The organism is Arthrobacter sp. TRD_SC_6, from assembly GCF_055361185.1.
The window spans coordinates 1,682,209-1,700,297 of record NZ_CM143953.1; the positions used below are offsets into that span (position 1 = coordinate 1,682,209).

The 18,089-nt window shown below is 63.7% G+C and carries 16 protein-coding genes; 9 read left to right on the plus strand and 7 right to left on the minus strand.

Going from position 1 to position 18,089, the window contains the following annotated elements:
* Positions 1-83: 83 nt before the first annotated feature.
* Positions 84-1,457: a DUF3100 domain-containing protein gene (locus tag ACWA1U_RS08195; RefSeq protein ID WP_463724833.1), complete on the minus strand. Its 1,374-nt coding sequence runs from the start codon at positions 1,455-1,457 to the stop codon at positions 84-86.
* Between the two features lie 239 nt (positions 1,458-1,696).
* Here ACWA1U_RS08195 and ACWA1U_RS08200 point away from each other — a divergent pair, with 239 nt between their 5' ends.
* From ACWA1U_RS08200 to ACWA1U_RS08230, 7 genes are all read left to right on the plus strand, one after another.
* On the plus strand, positions 1,697-3,265 hold the full coding sequence (locus ACWA1U_RS08200; protein ID WP_463724834.1) for a chlorohydrolase family protein: 1,569 nt from the start codon (positions 1,697-1,699) through the stop codon (positions 3,263-3,265).
* Positions 3,266-3,608: 343 nt separating this feature from the next.
* Positions 3,609-4,268: a GntR family transcriptional regulator gene (locus ACWA1U_RS08205; protein WP_463724835.1), complete on the plus strand. Its 660-nt coding sequence runs from the start codon at positions 3,609-3,611 to the stop codon at positions 4,266-4,268.
* Positions 4,269-4,278: 10 nt separating this feature from the next.
* Positions 4,279-5,481 carry an amidohydrolase family protein gene (locus ACWA1U_RS08210; RefSeq protein ID WP_463724836.1) on the plus strand — a complete coding sequence of 401 codons (1,203 nt, stop codon included), beginning with the start codon at positions 4,279-4,281 and terminating at the stop codon, positions 5,479-5,481.
* Positions 5,482-5,578: 97 nt separating this feature from the next.
* The gene (locus ACWA1U_RS08215; RefSeq protein ID WP_463724837.1) at positions 5,579-6,565 is read left to right on the plus strand and encodes an ornithine cyclodeaminase family protein; all 987 of its coding nucleotides are present in this window, start codon (positions 5,579-5,581) and stop codon (positions 6,563-6,565) included.
* Positions 6,566-6,669: 104 nt separating this feature from the next.
* Entirely contained in the window at positions 6,670-6,813 is a 144-nt protein-coding gene (locus ACWA1U_RS08220; protein WP_463724838.1) for a hypothetical protein, read from the plus strand.
* Between the two features lie 164 nt (positions 6,814-6,977).
* Positions 6,978-8,777 (plus strand): bifunctional metallophosphatase/5'-nucleotidase, encoded by a 1,800-nt coding sequence (locus tag ACWA1U_RS08225; protein WP_463724839.1) that lies wholly within the window; start codon positions 6,978-6,980, stop codon positions 8,775-8,777.
* Between the two features lie 159 nt (positions 8,778-8,936).
* Positions 8,937-9,599, plus strand: a complete 663-nt coding sequence (locus ACWA1U_RS08230; RefSeq protein WP_463724840.1) for a DUF5701 family protein — start codon at positions 8,937-8,939, stop codon at positions 9,597-9,599.
* Here ACWA1U_RS08230 and ACWA1U_RS08235 read toward each other — a convergent pair.
* The 6 genes from ACWA1U_RS08235 to ACWA1U_RS08260 are packed head-to-tail and all read right to left on the minus strand — an operon-like array spanning position 9,596 to position 16,043.
* The gene (locus ACWA1U_RS08235) at positions 9,596-10,018 is read right to left on the minus strand and encodes an arsenate-mycothiol transferase ArsC (protein ID WP_463724841.1); all 423 of its coding nucleotides are present in this window, start codon (positions 10,016-10,018) and stop codon (positions 9,596-9,598) included. The genes ACWA1U_RS08230 and ACWA1U_RS08235 overlap by 4 nt on opposite strands.
* Positions 10,019-10,028: 10 nt before the next feature.
* Entirely contained in the window at positions 10,029-10,550 is a 522-nt protein-coding gene (locus ACWA1U_RS08240; protein ID WP_463724977.1) for a GNAT family N-acetyltransferase, read from the minus strand.
* A 43-nt stretch (positions 10,551-10,593) separates the two neighbouring features.
* Positions 10,594-11,778 carry an FAD-dependent oxidoreductase gene (locus ACWA1U_RS08245; protein WP_463724842.1) on the minus strand — a complete coding sequence of 395 codons (1,185 nt, stop codon included), beginning with the start codon at positions 11,776-11,778 and terminating at the stop codon, positions 10,594-10,596.
* A gap of 60 nt (positions 11,779-11,838) precedes the next feature.
* A complete protein-coding gene (locus ACWA1U_RS08250) occupies positions 11,839-13,080 on the minus strand; it encodes a metal-dependent hydrolase family protein (protein ID WP_463724843.1) in 1,242 nt (413 codons plus the stop codon).
* 9 nt (positions 13,081-13,089) lie between these two features.
* The gene (locus tag ACWA1U_RS08255; RefSeq protein WP_463724844.1) at positions 13,090-14,361 is read right to left on the minus strand and encodes a class I SAM-dependent methyltransferase; all 1,272 of its coding nucleotides are present in this window, start codon (positions 14,359-14,361) and stop codon (positions 13,090-13,092) included.
* Positions 14,362-14,405: 44 nt separating this feature from the next.
* Complete coding sequence (locus ACWA1U_RS08260) at positions 14,406-16,043, minus strand: ABC-F family ATP-binding cassette domain-containing protein (RefSeq protein ID WP_463724845.1); 1,638 nt, start codon at positions 16,041-16,043, stop codon at positions 14,406-14,408.
* A gap of 104 nt (positions 16,044-16,147) precedes the next feature.
* Here ACWA1U_RS08260 and ACWA1U_RS08265 point away from each other — a divergent pair, with 104 nt between their 5' ends.
* Both ACWA1U_RS08265 and ACWA1U_RS08270 read left to right on the plus strand, forming a co-directional pair.
* Positions 16,148-17,107, plus strand: a complete 960-nt coding sequence (locus tag ACWA1U_RS08265; protein ID WP_463724846.1) for an AEC family transporter — start codon at positions 16,148-16,150, stop codon at positions 17,105-17,107.
* 10 nt (positions 17,108-17,117) lie between these two features.
* Entirely contained in the window at positions 17,118-18,086 is a 969-nt protein-coding gene (locus ACWA1U_RS08270; protein WP_463724847.1) for a threonine ammonia-lyase, read from the plus strand.
* The last annotated feature ends 3 nt before the right edge of the window (positions 18,087-18,089 follow it).

Sequence of the window (18,089 nt, forward strand, 5' to 3'; positions counted from 1 at the left end):
TCGCGGCGAGGTATTCCGCCAACCCGCCCCGCCAAAGAGGATGGTTGTATTGCGCGAAGAAGCGCAGCCCGGCTTCCATCGCGTCAGAGGTGTAGAACCGTCTGCGCAAGAACTGCTGCGACGACGAAGGAGCTTGTTAGGGTCATGATCGCGACGACGACGACCCTCCAGCTGAGTTGCTTGATTGCACCTACGTCACGTCCAAGGCTCATACCGATCAGCGCCAACTGCAGAAGGCCGAAGAGCATGACGTTGATGCCGTCGACCAAACCAACGAAGGTGGCGGCGAATGGCATGAACGGGGCGCTGAGAATCGTGGCGATGCCAAGTACCCAGACGCTGGCCGGAACGGACGGAACCCATTTAGCGAGGCGGAAGGAGAGCGCCGTCAGCAGCACCAGCATGACCGTGCCTACAAGCTGGATTGGCTTGAACTCGCCTGTGCCCACAAAGTTCAGCAGCAGTCCAAGGATTCCGGCGCTGAGGTAGACGAAGAGTGAAATTTTCTTGCTGCGGGGCTCGGGTGGGTCAACAACAACCCCTAGTTCGGCGGCAGCCTCGGTTGTCGTCGGTTTCTTGTCTGACGCGTCCGAAACGGACGGATCGGAGATGCGGGCCTCCGTAGCACCGCCATCACGCGACGCATCACCTTCGGGGAAAATGCCTCGGGCGACGAGCTTCGCTTCGTCGATTTCGACCTGCGGGCGGCGCCAAACACGGGCCCAGAACAGATACAGCTTGCGCGCCATCGGCAGGGAGAGGAACACGCCTGCATAGAATCCGACGATGTTGGTGACCAGGTTGGATAGGCCTGCGACTGCCAGGATTTCGCCCGCCTGATCCGGATACAGAACCGACAGAGCGCCGACCCCGCCCAGCATCATCGACGACGAACCGAGCCCCAGACCCATCGCGAGGGCAAGCGGGCTCAGTATTCCAAGGCTGCCCAGGAGGCCTGCGATAAGGGAGATGTACAGGGCACCGAACAGCGAACCGAAGATCCAGACGCCGAACACGCCGCGGTACTCCGGTGCTCGGGTACCAAACTTCTCTATTGCGAAGGCGAGGTACGACTCGCGGTCCACTGACCAGCTTGCACCGATTGCTGCCCGGCCCATGCGCAACCCCACGGCGATTGGCAGGGCGATGATGACAGTGCCAAAGATGTGGCCGACTTCCTGCAGCATGATTGCCGGGCCGAGGTTGGTGATCCTGCCGAGGTTTGGGCCGATACCCATTCCAAGCAGAGCAAGGAAGAGGACGATCCCGATGCGGATTTGCGGGTCGCCGACGGCACGTACGCGCCCGGTCACTGGTTTGAGGCGCTGCAGTCCCACAATGGCGCCCAGCAAAACGGCCCAGATGATCGGGAACAGCACAACGGCGGCCGGCCCGATCTCTATCGTGTGTTGGCCGATAAGGATCGCGATCAGCGAAATAGAGACGGCTAGTCCCACGGAGATTGCCCAGTGTCTCAACTGGATGGCGGACCCTGTCGGAGGTGCCGATTTGCGGATTGTGGTCGAGTTGGTAGCCGGTTTGGAGTCTGACCTTTGATTCATTTTGTATACCAATCAGAAGTGTCGAGGGTTGTGTTGAGTGCAAGGCATTCACTTGATCGCACTAACTGTGCAGAAAAGCTACCCTAATGTGTCTTATCTCACAAGAGCCTTCACAAATCTGGTATACAAGTTACATGAACTATGTGATTCGCTCGAAGCACGCGCTAGTTGGTGCGGGGAAAAATCGGCGTTGGCTGAACAACGCGGTCGTCCATGTCCGCGATGGCCGCGTCGCCGCGGTGGGCAGCCATGGCGTGCTCGGTGATCAGGCAACTTCTGAAACCTGGATCGCAGAGGCAGGTACAGACAGCACCCCGATTGACTACGTCACCGCCGTGTCTGCGGCAGCGGAGGTAATTGATCTGGGCGATGCCGTGTTGTTCCCGGGGTTCATTGACCTCGACGCTCTCGTCGACATCGACCACCTCCTCTTGGACTCCTGGCACAGCCCACAGGATGCTTTGCTGCTCTCCGGCTCCGCTGAACACTGGCGCTCAGGCAGATCTGCGATCCTGACGCCCGAGGAGCGTTCGATTTTGCGCACCTTCGGGCTGGTGCAACTAGCCCTGCACGGCATCACAAGTTACATGCCGATCGCCTCTGAAGTGCACCTCGAATGGGGCGAATCCGCTGATGAGCTCCGCGAGATGGCGCGGGTGTCCAGAGATCTGGGCCTGCGTGGCTGGCTCGGCCCGTCGTATCGTTCCTCAGTGGCAGCCGCGGAGATGGATGAGAAGGGGACGGTGTCACGGACGCTAGTGACAAATGACGAATTGGGGCGCGAAGGTTTCAAGCAGGCCCTTGCCTTCGCCGATGAGCTCATCTCGGCAGACGATCCCCTCCTTCGTCCCGTTCTTCTCCCCTGCCGCATTGAGACGATGAGCGATGAGCTTCTGTCCGCGACGGCCGAGGCTGCAACTAAACGGGATCTCCTCATCCGGCTGCACAGCCTTCAGCAGGGGTGGGAGCGCGCCATGATTCAGGAGCGCCACGGAATTACCCCGCTTGACCTGCTGGACCGTCTCAACCTCCTGAACAATCGGCTGCTGATTCCGCATGCGCTCTGGACCGACCGGAACCCGGCACTGGGCGGGATGGAAGTTCCCGCGCAAAACTCGGTCGACTTGCGCCGCATCTCGGAGGCCGGCGCCAGCGTGGTGCACTGTCCCCTGACATCATTCCGGTACGGCGAAGTGCTCAACACATTGTCGGACTACAACGCTGCAGGCATCACGATGGCGCTTGGAACCGACTCTTTCCCACCGGACTTGATCCGCGGAATGGATGTCGGGGTGCACGCGGCGCGGTCGCGGTTTGGGTACGGTTCGGCGGATTTTGCCCAGTACATCAACGCCGCCACCACCGGCGGTGCGAAAGCGCTGCGCCGCCCTGACCTCGGCACAATCGAAGAGGGCGCTACGGCAGACTTCACTGCATTCTCCCTCGCCGATTTCCGCGACGGTGTCAACGACGATCCCCTGCGGACCCTCGTCCTCAATGGCACGGCGCGCAACGCCATCTTCTCCATGGTCGCGGGCCGCATCGTCATGCGTGACAGCGAGATTGCCGGCATTGACCTCGACAAACTTCGCGCCGATGCCGAAGCCATATTCGAAAAGCTACGCGAGGGGTACGCCCTACGAGACCCCCTTGGCCGGGTGTCCGACAGCATTTTCCCACCGACCTTCCCCGTGGTGGAATGATGCCGAATTCTTCCCGCTTCGAGTGCGTGCTCCTCATCGACTTCGACCGGCAAGGGCAGGCCGCTCACATCGCTGCGCCGACCGCGCTTCGCTTCGAGACGAATGAAGCGCCCTACTTTCATGGGCTCAAGCCCTACCTTCCAGCGCTACGGGTGAGAAATTGGGCCCTGACGGTGCGCCCAAGTCCCACGCGGGTCGATAAAACATCTCGAGCATCACAACTCGGCGACCGCGGCATTACGCTTTACGAGTCTGTCGGCACCAGCCTGCAAGCCACGGCAATTACTCGCCCCGTTTTGGAGGCGACGAGCCGCAGCCAAGATAAAGAAGGGAAGTGGCCCTGATGTCTGACCTATCAGCCGACGTAGCGAGCCTGACGGAGACGACGGAAATTGCGATTCGTGAAGGCATCGTTGTCGGCACCTATGCGCCCGGCGACCGCCTCCGTGAGCGCGAGTTGTCTGAGGACATTGGTGTTTCTCGCGTCCCGGTCCGCCAGGCGCTGCGCAATCTTGAGTTTCAAGGCTTCGTGACGATCCTTCCGCGACGTGGCGCAATTGTGCGAGAGATGTCCGCGCGGGATGTCGATGAGCTCTTCGATCTGCGCTGCGCGTTGGAGCCGCTGGCCGCAGGAGCTGCGGCGCGGCAGTACGCGGCGGGTTCCCCGCACGAGGGTCTCGATCATGCCATGCAGCGTGCCGACGCGGCCACAGCGTCGAAAGACGCGCAGGCCATTCTGCTTGCGAATGCCGAGTTCCACACGGAACTCATCCGTGCCGCCCAACATCGCATGCTCTCCGACACCATGCCTCCGGTCCTTGCGCGAACGCGCTGGTTGTTTGCTCAGACCGCCGACCGCAGCGCGGACGTTCAGGGCCACGAACACCATCAGATCTACGAAGCGATCCGCACTGGTCAGGCCCGGTTGGCGGAGGCGTACATGCTGGCTCACGTCGAATCGGGACGGCAGCCCTCACTGCAATCCATCACTACCCTGTCGTAGGAAGGTTCCTGTGTCTTCTCTCCTCCTGAAAAATGTCCGCCCTTGGGGAGGCGCCGCCGCGAATGTCTTCGTCAAGGATGGAGTAGTCGCTGATCTGCGCTCCGCCGATCCCTCGGTCCATGAAGTCGACGGACGTGGGCGTCTTCTCCTCCCGTCATTTTCCGATGTTCACGTGCACCTCGACTCGACGCGCATCGGACTGCCGTTCCGGCCGCACACAGGCTCGCCAGGTGTCTGGCCCATGGTCATGAACGACCGCAAGAACTGGCGAGGCGCTGAAGCATCGGCCGAGGAACGGGCGATGCTAACGCTCGGAAAAATGATCGAGCGCGGTGTCACGCGCGTGCGCAGCTATGCACAAATCGACGTGGATTGCGGACTTGAACGCTTCCACGCCGTACAGGCAGCAGCTGAGGCCCACAGAGATCGATGCGAGGTGCAAATCATCGCGTTTCCGCAGGCCGGCCTGCTACTTGAGCAGGGAACCGTGCCCCTCATCGAGCAGGCACTGCGCGAGGGCGCCCACTGGGTCGGCGGAATCGATCCCTGCACACTGGACCGCGACCCCAAAGGCCACCTTGACGTTCTGTTCTCCCTTGCGGAAAAGTTCCAAGTACCGATTGACGTACACCTTCATGAGCCCGGCCATCTCGGAGTCTTCTCCACGGATCTCATCCTGGAACGGGTAAGAGCCCTGAGCATGCAGAGCCAGCTGACAATGTCACACTCCTACGAACTAGGCAGCATCAATGAGACGACGACCCGTCGTTTGGTCGAGGAATTCGCCGAGCTCGACGTCGGCCTGGCCACCGTCGCACCGGCACAGCAGAAGGGTCTCCCTTTACAGGATCTCGTCGCGGCCGGCGTGCGCGTCGGGCTGGGCGAAGACGGGCAGCGCGACTACTGGTCTCCATACGGAAACGCCGACATGTTGGACCGAACATGGCAGTTGGCCTTCACGCACCAATTTCGCGCCGATGAGCTCATCGAGCATTGCGCCGCAATTGCAACAGTTGGTGGCGCAGCCATCATGTCGCCCGGAGTCACACGCCTCACATCAGTGTCCGACCGGCCCGGTCTTGCTATCGGAGACGTCGCCGACTTGGTGCTTTTGGCTGGCGACTCCGTGACGGCTGCCGTCATGGATCGTCTCGATGATCGCACGGTCATTCATGCAGGCCGGATCGTCGCCGACGGATTGGAGCTGATCTAAAACCAGGTGCCGCGAGCCGTACCAACAGGTTCGCGGCCCCGACGCTGCAGATCCTCACCTAATCACCGAACGTCCGTTTTCAAACCTAAGGTTTAGCATGACCCTTCTGCTCACTGCGTCCCATCTGGAAGCCATCGTCGACATGCCCGCAACCGTCGCAGCGGTCGAGCGTATCTTCGCGGAAATCGGTCTGGGAACCGCACACCAACCCGCTCCCACCGCCATGCAACTCCCGTCGTCAGATTCCAACTTCGTCGTGATGTCAGGACTCGCGGACGGGCCCGGCCTTGCTGCGGTGAAACTACTCTCAGACATCCCTTCCAATATTGGGGCCGGACTACCCACCCAGCGATCAACAATTCTCCTGGCTGATCAGCAGACCGGCGAGACGCTTGCCGTCCTTGACGGTCGCGTTCCTACCCGCACGAGAACAGCGGCCGCAAGCGCCGTGGCAAGCAAGTACCTTGCGCGCCCGGGAAGTACCACTTTGGGCCTGATTGGAGCCGGTGCCCTTGCGGCGGCGCATCTGGAAGCCATCCTGGTTGCGTTACCTATCGACACAGTGATTGTTTGGTCGCGCACGAAGGCAACGGTCCAAAGTTTCCGCCGCACCGTCGCTCACCATGACCTTAAAATCATTGAAGCATCCAGTGCCAGAGAGGTAGTGGAATCCGCAGACCTCGTATGCACTCTCACTCCGTCCGTTGAGCCCATAATCAAGGGCGAGTGGTTTCTGCCCGGTATACACATAAATGCGGTAGGTGCGCGGCCGCGCGGCTCCCATCGCGAAATCGACTCGTTTGGGATGGCCAGATCAACAGTCATTGTCGACAGCATGGCCACTGCCGTTGCGAAGTCCGGAGATCTTCTTCTCGCAGTCGAGGAAGGCGCCATGGCCCTTGAAGACGTAGCCGGCGAACTCGGCGACGTCGTCGCAGGAACCACCACCGGCCGCAAGTTTGACACAGACATAACACTGTTCAACTCCGTCGGCATTGGCTTACTCGATCTCGCGATCGGACGAATCCTTTATGAAGCTGCATCCGAGAGAAACATAGGACTCACCGTGAACATGGCCGGGTAGGCCCGCACCGCCATCATCCGAATCACTTATCGTAAGTTCGTCGTTCTCCTGGTTCTGAGATGCTCGACGAAGCGCCCGCTAATGGATGCTGAACCGTCTTCACTGTGAACGGCGAGGAAGCTGCCCCGACCGGTTCCCATCATGGAGTTGGGCCCACGCTGCGCATAATCAGCGCGAGCGGCAGCGGCAACGGGCCGTCCTACGTGCAGGGCCCGGTAACCGTGGTCGGCACCGGTTGCGAGAACTGACCTGCAAGCGGGATCACTAGGAGTGGCGCCACTCTTTTGGGCGCCGCCGCTTCTCTCAGCGGGGGCCAGCGTTTGTTCACCCGAAACGAGACCGCCCGTCACCGAAGTGTCACCGGGCCCCGGTAGCCTGTCGACACCGCATCACTAACAGGAGCTGATTTCACGTGTCAGAAAGTTTCACCAAAGGGCGTCGCGCCGTCGCACTGCTTGCCCTTACGAGCGTCGCCGCACTCGGCCTCGCCCCCGCAGCATCGGCCGCTCCCGGCGGAGCCAAAGGCCCTAAAGACAAGTCGGTCAACATCACGGTCATGGGTACCAGCGACCTCCACGGCTACATTGAGAACTGGGATTACTTCACCAACACCGAGTACACAGACGCCGCGTCCAACGACATCGGCCTCGCCAAAATCTCCAGCCTGGTGAACTCCGTCCGCGAAGTGCGCGGCGCTGAGTCCACGCTCCTCATCGACAACGGCGACACCATTCAGGGATCCCCTTTGACGGACTACTTCGCCAACGTGGAGCCAGTCACCGAGACAGGCGAAATCCACCCCATGGCCGCCGCCATGAACGCCATGGATTACGACGCCACCACCCTGGGCAACCACGAATTCAACTACGGCCTGGAGCTCCTGGGCACCTTCGAAGATCAGATCGACTTCCCGCTGCTCGGTGCCAATGTGGTGGATTGGGAGACCGGCGAGAACGCGTTCACCCCGTACGTGATCAAGACGGTCAAGCTCAAGGGCCAGAAGCCCATTCGGGTGGGTATCCTGGGCCTCACAACCCCGGGCAGCGCCATCTGGGACAAGAACAACGTCGAAGGTGAACTCCGCTTCCTCGACATGGTGGAGCAGGCCGAGAGGTACGTACCCGAGATGAAGGCGGCAGGTGCCGACGTCGTCGTCGTCAGTTCGCACTCGGGCCCGTCCGGAACGTCCTCCTACGGCGGAGGCCTGCCTGTCGAGAACGCGTCCACGCTGATCGCCGAGCAGGTGGCCGGAATCGATGCCATCCTCGCCGGACACGAGCACCAGGAGATTCCCGAACGCTATGTCACCAACCAGGAAACCGGCGAGCAGGTACTTCTGACTGAACCGAAGAACTGGGGCCAACGCCTGTCTGTGATGGACTTCGAACTGATCAAGGTCCGCGGGCAATGGGACGTCGTTTCGGCCAACTCGGAATTGCTGAACGCCAACACAGTCGCTGCCGACCCGAAGATCTCCGCGCTGGTTGCCGATCAGCACCAGCGCACCATCGACTACGTGAACACGGCGATCGGTACTGCAACGGAAACCATGTCGGCGGCGGACTCACGCCTCCGCGATACTGCCGTCATGGACTTCGTCAACAAGGTGCAGGCCGACGCAGTGGACCAGGCACTGGAGGGAACGCCCAACGCCGACCTACCCGTCCTGTCACTTGTGGCACCTTTCAACCGCGCCGCCGTCATACCTGAAGGTCCTGTGACCATCCGCGACATCGCCGGCCTCTATGTCTTCCCGAACACGCTTTTCGGTGTCGAGATGACCGGTGCGCAGATCAAGGACTACCTCGAGTTCTCGGCAAAGTACTTCAACCAGACCGCGTCCGGCGCACCGGTTGACCCCGCCACGCTGACCAACGCCGGGGGCACACCCGACTACAACTACGACATGCTCTCCGGCGTCTCCTACGACATCGACATCAGCAAGCCGGTGGGCCAGCGCATCACCAACCTGAGCTACGACGATGCGCCGATTGACCCGGCACAACGCTTCGCGGTAGCCACGAACAACTACCGGCAGTCCGGCGGAGGCAACTTCCCACACATCGCCACGGCACCGGTACTCGTGAACCAGACAACGGAAATCCGCCAGCTCCTCATCGATTACCTGATCGTGGAAGGGAGCATTGACCCTTCCGATTTCTTCGTGGAGAACTGGCAGCTCACCCGCAACGGTGAGCCCGTTTTCAACTAGCACGACGGCGGTAACCCCTGGTGTAGCGAGCGGCACCTTGGCAGGGTGTGGACGATCAGTCCACGCCCTGCTTGCTTGAGTAGGCGGTGCGGGACGGGAATGCGATGCGGTGCGATTTCGTTGGGGTAGCTACGTGCCGCCGTCGAGGGGAAATAGCGCATGGAATCTTTGATCGTTTCGACCGATCACCGCTCAATACAAGCGCAGGTCGAAAGGCTTGTGGAACTGGGCGTTTCGGCGCTGGCAGGCCTGGGCCCTGATGAGTTTCGCCACCTCGGTGCGCAGCTTCCGGAAGCAGGACCGGATTCGGTGGTCGCCGTTTCTCCGTCCCTAGTCCCAGCCGGCGTGCTGGCCACGCTCCTGTCCCGCGACGGCAAGCGCGGCTTTGTTGTGGAGGACATGACAGACATCGCCGAGTTCACGCCTATCGAGGGACTCTCCATCTCATCGGCACCGCTCTACCTTGTGCACTCCGTGGACAGGGGCGATGACATGCTGAACTGGAGCCCCGACGAGGCGCTGCCGGAAATCACCAGACGACGACGCCGGCCCCTCACCCTGAGCGAGGGCATCTCCTGGCTCCTGCAGCACCCGGAGCAGCTCGAACCTAACCGTTGCTTCATGACCATCGGCTCGCGCAAGCGGAAAGGCGCAAAGCTCGACGCGCGGACACCGGCAATCTGGATCAGCGGCGGTACCGGCCGGGATGGCCGGGAGAACAAGGGGGCGCCGAAGGTCGGATGGTGCTGGGCCGGGAACCGCCATACGTGGCTCGGTTTTGCATCGGTGGTCCTTGAGCCCGGGGTTCGAGCCGCCGACTAGCCCGAAGTCAGCTCGCGGTGCAGCTGCTCAACCCGACGGCGAATATCCTCACGGATCAGGCGCATCCGTTCCATTCCTTCGATCCCGCGTTGCGACGGTTCGTCCGTTTCCCACACCTCGAACCGTTGCCCGGGTAGGGGTTCGAGCTTCGCTTCGGTTCCCAGAACGATGACCGTCCCCACGGTGCCGAGCACCTCGTCCGTCACAGGCTTCGGGTATTCGCCATCGGTTGAGACTCCAACCTCCTGCAGCGACTCGACCGACTGCGGATTGAGGTCACTACCCGGCTTAGTACCAGCGGAATGGACAGCGACGCTCTCGCCGGCGAGGTGCCGCATCAGGCCTGCAGCCAGCTGGGACTTGCCGCCATTCTTGCTGCAGACAAAGAGCACGCCGGGGGTTTCGGAAGGGTTGGTCATGGCGCTGATTCTACGTCTGCTGGGTGAACTGGAGCGGCATCCTCATGACCGTCCGGAGCGGAGCGGTCCAGGCCTCATTCTCGGCGAAAGGGCTCATGCCAAGCTTCTCCGCCACTCGCTGGGACGCACGATTGTCGGGGTGGATGATCGCGAAAAGCTCGACGGCGCCAATGCGGTCGCGGGCGAGGTCGCGGCAGGCGGCGGCCGCCTCCGTCGCAAGCCCCTGACCCTGCAGCCCGCTTCGTACGTGATACCCAACCTCGAGCGCCGGGGATCCGTTCACCCGCTGTAACGTCAGCCCGCAGTCGCCGGCGAACCCGCCGTCGTGCGTTTCGATGATCCACAAACCGTGCCCGTGATCCGCGTAGTTCTTTTCATTCCACGCGATCCACCGTGCGGCCTCTTCGCGGGTTTTCGGTGCGGGGTAGTAACGCATCACCTCGGGGTCGCCAAGCAGCGCGGCCATCTGGTCGAGATCAGTCGGAACCATCTCGCGGAAGCGCAACCGGGCAGTCGGTAGAGGTGGTGTCATATCGGAAGCGTTCACGTCCCACACTGTAGCGCCGGGGCTCCAGCTATGCCGGAGCTTCCCAGGACAGCAGTGAGGCTCCGGCGCGCATTGCCGGACCCGCGGGGACCACTTTCAGCAGGGCCTTGCGGGCAGTGATACCCAATCTGCTTCGAACATCCGCTCCGATCCGTCCGGTGCGTTGCGATTGGCGGGCAATGCCTTGAGTTCGCGGGCGACGGACTGCGTCGAACCTGGCGAGCGCGGCTTGCAGGGGTGTTCCTTCATTGACCGGCCGGCCAATCAGGAGCCCGATACAGGCGCCGTCTTCCAGGGAAGAATTAGCACCCTGGCCCATTGTTGGAACCATGGCGTGAGCGGCGTCCCCAATGAGGACCACCCGGCCATGGACGTACGTCTCAAGGGCGGGACCGAGCGAGTACACATCGTGCCGCATCACGCGATGCTCCGCGGTCTCACTGATCAGGAACTGCACTTGCTCAGTCCAACCGCGGAAATGGCTCACTGCCGCAGTCTTTTCGTTCGGCCAGCGGTGACCCTCTTCCGAGTGCGTGTACCCGTACCAGTACACGCGATCGGTTCCGATGCGCACGGCCCCGAATTCGGTGCCCGGGCCCCATCGGACAATGAAGTCCTCGGTGACGAGCGATGAATCTTCGACGATGCCGCGCCAGGACGACTTGCCGCTGAACCTGGGAACTGTCCGCGGGGCAAGACGACCTCTGACGGCACTGTTCACACCGTCCGCGCCGATGACGAGGTCAGCTTCGAACACGGTTAGGACACCCTCGGCGTCGACGCACTCCACGCTGGCCCGGTGCCCGGCTGGGTCTCCTGGGATGACGCCGGTGACCCGCACGCCGCTTACCAGTACAGCTTGCTGGGTAGCACCGAGTAACACCCCATGCAGTTGCTGCCGATGGATTCCGTACACCTCGTGGCCAGGTTTAGCCGACGCGTTCAATGGCGCACGCATCAGCCAGGCACCCCGCTCATCAGTGGTCCCGGCCATCCGCACCCGGTGACCAGCGCTGCGTGTCGCGGCGTCGGCGCCGATGGATGCCAGTGCGGACATTCCATTGGGGGTGATCGCCAACCCCGCGCCTACTTCGCCGAATGCCTGGGCCCGCTCCAGCACAGTCACAGCCCAACCTTCACGAACAAGGGAGGCTGCGGCCATCAGGCCCGCAATACCGCCACCAACAACAACAGCGTCGCGCGTGTACGTCATGCCACCGGCGTCCTATCTGTGAGTGTTTGAGAGTCAGCGCGTGTTTCGAGGGCGGCTGCTTCAGCTGAACTGCAGCACGCCCTCCTTATAAATCTGCCCGATCATCGACCTCAACCGCGGAAGCTGCTCGGCCGATTCCAACAGCCCGTCAAGAACCACAGCGTCAGCCAGGTAACCCGGTGCCAACCGGCCAACCGAATGCTCCGGAGTAATCAGCTCACCGGCAACCGACGTCGTCGCGGCCAGTACCTGCTCAAGGCTCATCCCGGCGTCGGCCATCAACGCTAGCTCCTCAAGATTCTCGCCGTGTACACCCACACCCGAGTCAGTACCCATGGCGATCCGGAGACCGGCCTCGACGGCGCGGGCCACGGATCGGCTGTGGTCCTCGGCTACACGGCGGGCCTTCTCGATCACGTTCGGAGGAAGCCCGCTATCACCGGATTCGCCCTTGCGGATGACCGCGCGCGGCGCTGCGAGCGTCGGCACCAGGTAGGCGTTCTGGTCCAGGAACAGCTGGATCGCCTCGTCGTTGAGGTAGATCCCGTGTTCAATGCTGCGGACGCCGGCGCGCAAAGCGTTCACGATCCCCGCCGTTCCCTGCGCGTGGGCCATGACGTACTTGCCCTGCAGCCCGGCCTCCTCCACGATCACATCGATCTCCGCCGACGTGAACTGCGAATGCCGAGGGTCAGTGGAAGGGGAGAGGACGCCACCCGTGGAGCAGATCTTGATCTGGTCTGCTCCGGCACGCAGCAGTTGGCGCGCGACCTTGCGGACCTCCTCTACGCCGTCGGCGATCCCGCTCGGCCGGCCGGGGTGCGGTCCAAGGGCAGGAGATTCGACGCCAGACGGCAGCCAGAAATCCCCGTGCCCGCCGGTCTGGGACATGATGCTCACGGCAATCCGGAGCCGCGGACCCTTCACCAACCCGGTATCCACCGCATGCTTGGCACCCAGGTCAGCTCCACCGGCGTCGCGCGCGGTAGTGATCCCGGCACGAAGCGTGGCCTCCAGGTTGCGCACGGACTCGTAGAACTGCAGCGAAAACGGCTCAGCGACCGCCTGGATGGAGCCGGGGTTGGAGGTGGTGGCGTGAATGTGCAGGTCGATCATCCCAGGAAGGACGGTGCGCCCCGAGCAATCCACCACCGTAGCGTCGGCATACTCGGCGGCATCGCCCGCTCCGGCGCCAACCGCTTTGATGGTGTTGCCATGGACGACGACGTCTGTGGCCCCGGGAAGGAAGCGTTCGCCGTCGAACACGTGGCCGTTCCGGAAAACAGTGAGTTTGGGTGTCATGCACCCACTCTAGTAATCCCGCCGCAACGGCGGATCTTCACCACCCGGCCGCTGCACCAGGATCTGGTTCACACCGTTCAGTCCGCGCTCAAACCCCAGTGCACTCGACGCCATATACAGTCGCCACACCCGCGCCCTGCCCTCACTCGTAAGCCGCACGGCCTCGTCCCAGTTCTCCTCAAGGTTCCGCACCCACGCCCGGAGCGTCAGCCCGTAGTGCCGGCGCAACGCCTCGACGTCGAGCACTTCCAACCCCGCAGATTCCAGCGCTCCCATCATGACCGTGAGGCTCAGCATCTCGCCGTCGGGAAAGACGTACCGGGGGATGAACGAGTCAGGATCCTCCGGCATCTCACCGGCGTTCCACGAGATCGCGTGGTTGAGCAGCCGTCCGCCCGGTCGCAGCAGGCCATACAGGTGCGCCGCGTATGAGCCGATTTGCCCGCGCCCCACGTGCTCGGACATGCCAATCGAGCTGATCGCATCGAATGGGCCGTCATTCACATCGCGGTAGTCCTGGACCCGGATGTCGAGCCGGTTGGAGAGCCCGACGTCGGCCGCCCGCTTCCGCGCGAGGGTCGCCTGCTCCTTCGAAAGGGTCACGCCAACGACGTCGACCCCGTGGTTCTGCGCGGCGTGCAGGGCGAAGCTGCCCCACCCGCACCCGACGTCCAGTACGCGCATGCCCGGCTGCAGTCCGAGTTTCCGGCAGACGAGGTCGAGCTTCGCTTCCTGCGCCGCTTCCAAACTGGTCTCCTGGTCGTCCCAGACCGCGCAGGAGTACACCATCGACGGACCGAGCACGAGGGCATAAAACTCATTGCCGACGTCGTAATGGTGTGAAATGGCCGCGGCATCGCGATTCTTTGAGTGAACGCGCCCGGCAACCTTCATCTCCTCCGGCGGCGGTGCGGGCGGAAGCCCCAGCGCGCCAACCCGGAACGCAGCGCTGAGCAGGCGCAGGCGCTCGCCGACTGTCGGAGGACGGAACGCTTTCAGCTCAGCGAACTTGCCCACGGAACTCAGGGCCGAGAAGCTCTCGAAAAGATCGCCCGGCCCGTCAATGTCCCCGGCAACGTAAGCCCGGCTCAGGCCGAGCTGGTTCGGGGACCAGAGCATCCGCCGCAACCCGCGCCGGGACCGGAACTCGATCACCGGGGCGCCTTCCGGCCCGGCCTCGGACCCGTCCCACGCCCGCAACCGCAGCGGTATTTCCTCGGTGCCGAGGATGATCCCCAGCGCTTCGGCCAACCTCGGCGCCACTCCCTTTTTCTTCGCCATGGTCATTGTTTACTACGTCTTGCGCAGGAGAACCAGAAGCGGGCTTACAACACCCGCACCTGACCGCCGCTGACCTCCCACCGCGCGTCCAGCCGCACGTTCTCGAGCATCCGCCGGTCGTGGGTAACCAGTAGCAGCGCGCCTTCGTATTCTTCGAGTGCTTCCTCAAGCTGCTCGATCGCCGGAAGGTCGAGGTGGTTGGTGGGTTCGTCCAGCACCAGGAGGTTCACACCGCGGGCCTGGAGCAGTGCGAGCCCGGCCCGCGTGCGCTCGCCGGGGGAGAGGCTGCCGACGCGGGCGCCGGTCTGGTCAGCCTTCAGCCCGAACTTCGCCAGCAGCGTGCGCACCTCGGCCTGCGTGTACTCCGGCACCGCGGCCTCGAAGGCGGCCGCCAGAGTATCTTCCTCGGCAAGCTGCCCGCGCGCCTGGTCGACCTCACCGATGGCAACGCTGGCGCCCAGCGAGGCGGCGCCGTCGTCGGGCGCTGAATGTCCCAGCAGCAGCCTCAGCAGCGTTGACTTCCCGGCGCCGTTTGGGCCCGTAATGCCGATGCGCTCGCCGGCGTTGACCTGCAGCGACACCGGCCCCAGCGTGAAATCGCCTTGCCGGGCGACGGCGGAGTTCAGCGTGGCGACCACGGAACTGGACCGCGGCGCCGATCCGATGCTGAACTGCAGTTGCCACTCCTTGCGCGGCTCCTCCACTTCATCCAGGCGCGCGATCCGTGACTCCATCTGCCGCACCTTCTGCGCCTGCTTCTCCGAGGACTCCATGCTGGCGCGGCGGCGGATCTTGTCGTTGTCCGGGCTCTTCTTCATCGCGTTCCGGACGCCCTGCGAACTCCACTCCCGTTGCGTCCGGGCCCGTGACACGAGGTCCTGCTTCTTGTCGGCGAACTCCTCGTACGCTTCGCGCGCATGCCGTTTGGCGACCGCGCGCTCTTCGAGGAAGGCATCGTACCCGCCGTCGTACACGGATACCTGGTTCTGCGCGAGATCCAGTTCGACGACGGTGGTCACGCACCGCGCGAGGAACTCACGGTCGTGCGACACGAGCACCGCGCCTCCCCGAAGGCTGCGCATGAACGCTTCCAGCCGGGCGAGGCCGTCAAGGTCGAGGTCATTGGTGGGCTCATCGAGGAGGACGACGTCGAACCGGCTCAGCAGCAGCGCCGCCAGCGCCACCCGCGCGAGCTGCCCACCCGAAAGTCCCGTTACCGGAGCCTCCGGTGCAACGCCGGGCGCGACGTCGGCGAGCACCGCGGGCAAGCGGTCCTCAAGGTCTGCGGCTCCCGAAGCGAGCCAGTGGTCGAGCGCGGTGGCGTAACGGTCATCAGCGCCTTTGACCTCGGCGCCAAGTTCCTCGGCGGCGGTCTCCATCGCAACGGTCGCGGCGAAAGCTCCGGTCCGCCGGGCGATGTACTGCTGCACAGTCTCGCCCGGCGTGCGCTCGTGCTCCTGCGGGAGCCAGCCGATGAACGCGTCCTTCGGGGACGCCATCACCGTTCCGGCGAGCGGCTCATCAACTCCGGCGAGCAGGCGCAGCAGCGTGGACTTCCCGGCACCGTTGGCACCCACCACCCCGACGACGTCACCCTCCGTCACGGTGAGATTCAGGTTCGAGAACAGGGTGCGGTGAGCGTGGCCGCCGGAAAGCGCCTTGGCCACGAGGGTTGCAGTCATTGATTCAGTCTAGAAGCAAGAGGTGGGCCGTAATTGCTACTCTCGGACGGTGAGAGTGTGTCGACCGCCTGCCCGAATCCGGACGTGATGTCATCGACCCGAATGTGGTGATCGCGCTGGCCGGGGCCACGCTTCTGATCGGCCTGGGAGCTGTGTTCCGCCGTCGGTTTCTGCCCTCATCCGAATTCTGGTCCGGCCTTGAAAAGCTCACCTACTTTGTCCTCTTGCCAGCGCTGCTGGTGACGGGCCTCGCCCGGGCGGACTTCACCTCCATCGAGCCCGGTCCCATGGTCCTGGTGCTGGGCATCTCCACGGTGGTGGCTTCGGCCCTTGCCCTCGCAGCCAGGCGCCCCGCAACCGGCCGGGACGGACCGGCCTTCACCTCCGTATTCCAGGGCACGGTCCGCTTCAACACTTACATCGGCGTGACCACTGCGGCGGCACTCTTCGGACAGGACGGCATTGCGATGGCGGCGCTCGCCAACGCGGTCCTGGTACCACTCGGCAACCTGGCGTCCACCATTGCGCTCGCCTACTACGGGCACCACAAGCTCCGTGGCCGCGCCGTTGCGCAAGCGGTCTTCCTCAACCCGCTGATCCTCGCCTGCGCGGTCGGTCTTGTGGCCAACCTCCTCGGGTCGGCGGCTGGAGGCTTCCTCCAATCGCCGGGTCCCGCCCTCGTCGTGCAGTTACTCGCCACCGTGCTGGGACTGCTGGGCGGCGCAGCACTTCCGATCGGCCTGTTCTGCGTTGGCGCGGGGCTGCGCGGGCGGGTCTTCACCCGGCGGTCCCTTCGGCCCATTCTCGCGGTGCTTGTACTGCGTTTCCTGCCCGTGCCGGCCATAACGCTGCTGCTTTGCCTGTGGCTGGGGTTCTCCGGGCCGGCCGCCGTCGTCTGCGTGATCTTCCAGGCGCTCCCGACGGCGACGAGTTCCTATGTCTTCTCCCGCCGCCTTGGCGGCGATTCAGCGCTCATGGCACAGATCACCGCGGCACAGACCTTGCTGTCCGCAGTGGTGCTCCCGGCGTGGATTCTCATAGCGACCGCAGTCCTGACGCCCTAGTATCGAACCCATGAGCGATCTGGTTACCCTCGCAGACATCGAAGCCGCGGCCGGGCGCATCAGCGACCTGGTCCTCCGCACGCCGCTCATTCAACTCCCACACCCGGAACGCCCGGACGAGGTGCTCCACTGCAAGGCCGAATCCCTCCAGCCCACCAGCGCATTCAAGCTCCGCGGTGCGTACAACGCCATCGCGCAGGTACTCGACCAGGCGCGGGAGCGTGGTGTGGTCGCGCAGTCCTCCGGCAACCATGCGCGTGCTGTCGCGTGGGTCGCGCACCGGCTGGGGCTGCGTGCCGTCATCGTCATGCCCGACGCCGCCCCGCTGACCAAGATCGACGCCGTCCGGGCGCTCGGCGCCGAGGTGGAGGTGGTCCCCTCCGCATTGCGCGACCTCCGCGCGCACGAGCTCGCCGAGCAGCACGGCTACGTCCACGTTCCCCCGTACGACCATCCGCACATCATCGCCGGCCAGGGCACCGTGGGTCTGGAGATCGTGCAGCAACTGCCCGAGGTCGAGGTTGTCCTGGTTCCAGTTTCGGGAGGCGGGCTCATCTCCGGCGTCGCAACTGCGGTGAAGGCTTTGAAGCCTGATGCCCGCGTCATCGGCGTCGAGCCTGAACTCGCTGCCGACGCCGCCCAGAGCTTCCGTGAAGGCCGCCGCGTCACGTGGGAGCAGGAACTCACCTACCGCACGGTTGCGGACGGCCTGCGCACGCCATCACTGGGCGTCCACCCGTGGGAGCACGTCCAACGCTACGTCGACGACATCATCACCGTCACCGAAGAGCAGATCCTCGCCGCAACGCGCCACCTCACCCTCGCCGGGCGCCTTGTGGTGGAACCGTCCGGTGCTGTGGCAACCGCCGCGTGGATGCACGGGCTTATCCCCACCCGGTACGACGGCGGGACCGTGGCCGCCGTCGTCTCCGGTGGATCGGTTGACCCAGCCCTCCTGGCGAAGGTGCTGCGGGGCTGACGT

Bases quoted from the DNA above. Each gene is read 5' to 3' on its own strand.
- ACWA1U_RS08215 (WP_463724837.1), top strand. From the start codon at position 5,579: ATGACCCTTCTGCTCACTGCGTCCCATCTGGAAGCCATCGTCGACATG.
- ACWA1U_RS08235 (WP_463724841.1), bottom strand. From the start codon at position 10,018: ATGACCAACCCTTCCGAAACCCCCGGCGTGCTCTTTGTCTGCAGCAAG.
- ACWA1U_RS08205 (WP_463724835.1), top strand. From the start codon at position 3,609: ATGTCTGACCTATCAGCCGACGTAGCGAGCCTGACGGAGACGACGGAA.
- ACWA1U_RS08255 (WP_463724844.1), bottom strand. From the start codon at position 14,361: ATGGCGAAGAAAAAGGGAGTGGCGCCGAGGTTGGCCGAAGCGCTGGGG.
- ACWA1U_RS08200 (WP_463724834.1), top strand. From the start codon at position 1,697: ATGAACTATGTGATTCGCTCGAAGCACGCGCTAGTTGGTGCGGGGAAA.
- ACWA1U_RS08260 (WP_463724845.1), bottom strand. From the start codon at position 16,043: ATGACTGCAACCCTCGTGGCCAAGGCGCTTTCCGGCGGCCACGCTCAC.
- ACWA1U_RS08270 (WP_463724847.1), top strand. From the start codon at position 17,118: ATGAGCGATCTGGTTACCCTCGCAGACATCGAAGCCGCGGCCGGGCGC.
- ACWA1U_RS08230 (WP_463724840.1), top strand. From the start codon at position 8,937: ATGGAATCTTTGATCGTTTCGACCGATCACCGCTCAATACAAGCGCAG.
- ACWA1U_RS08245 (WP_463724842.1), bottom strand. From the start codon at position 11,778: ATGACGTACACGCGCGACGCTGTTGTTGTTGGTGGCGGTATTGCGGGC.
- ACWA1U_RS08250 (WP_463724843.1), bottom strand. From the start codon at position 13,080: ATGACACCCAAACTCACTGTTTTCCGGAACGGCCACGTGTTCGACGGC.
- ACWA1U_RS08240 (WP_463724977.1), bottom strand. From the start codon at position 10,550: ATGACACCACCTCTACCGACTGCCCGGTTGCGCTTCCGCGAGATGGTT.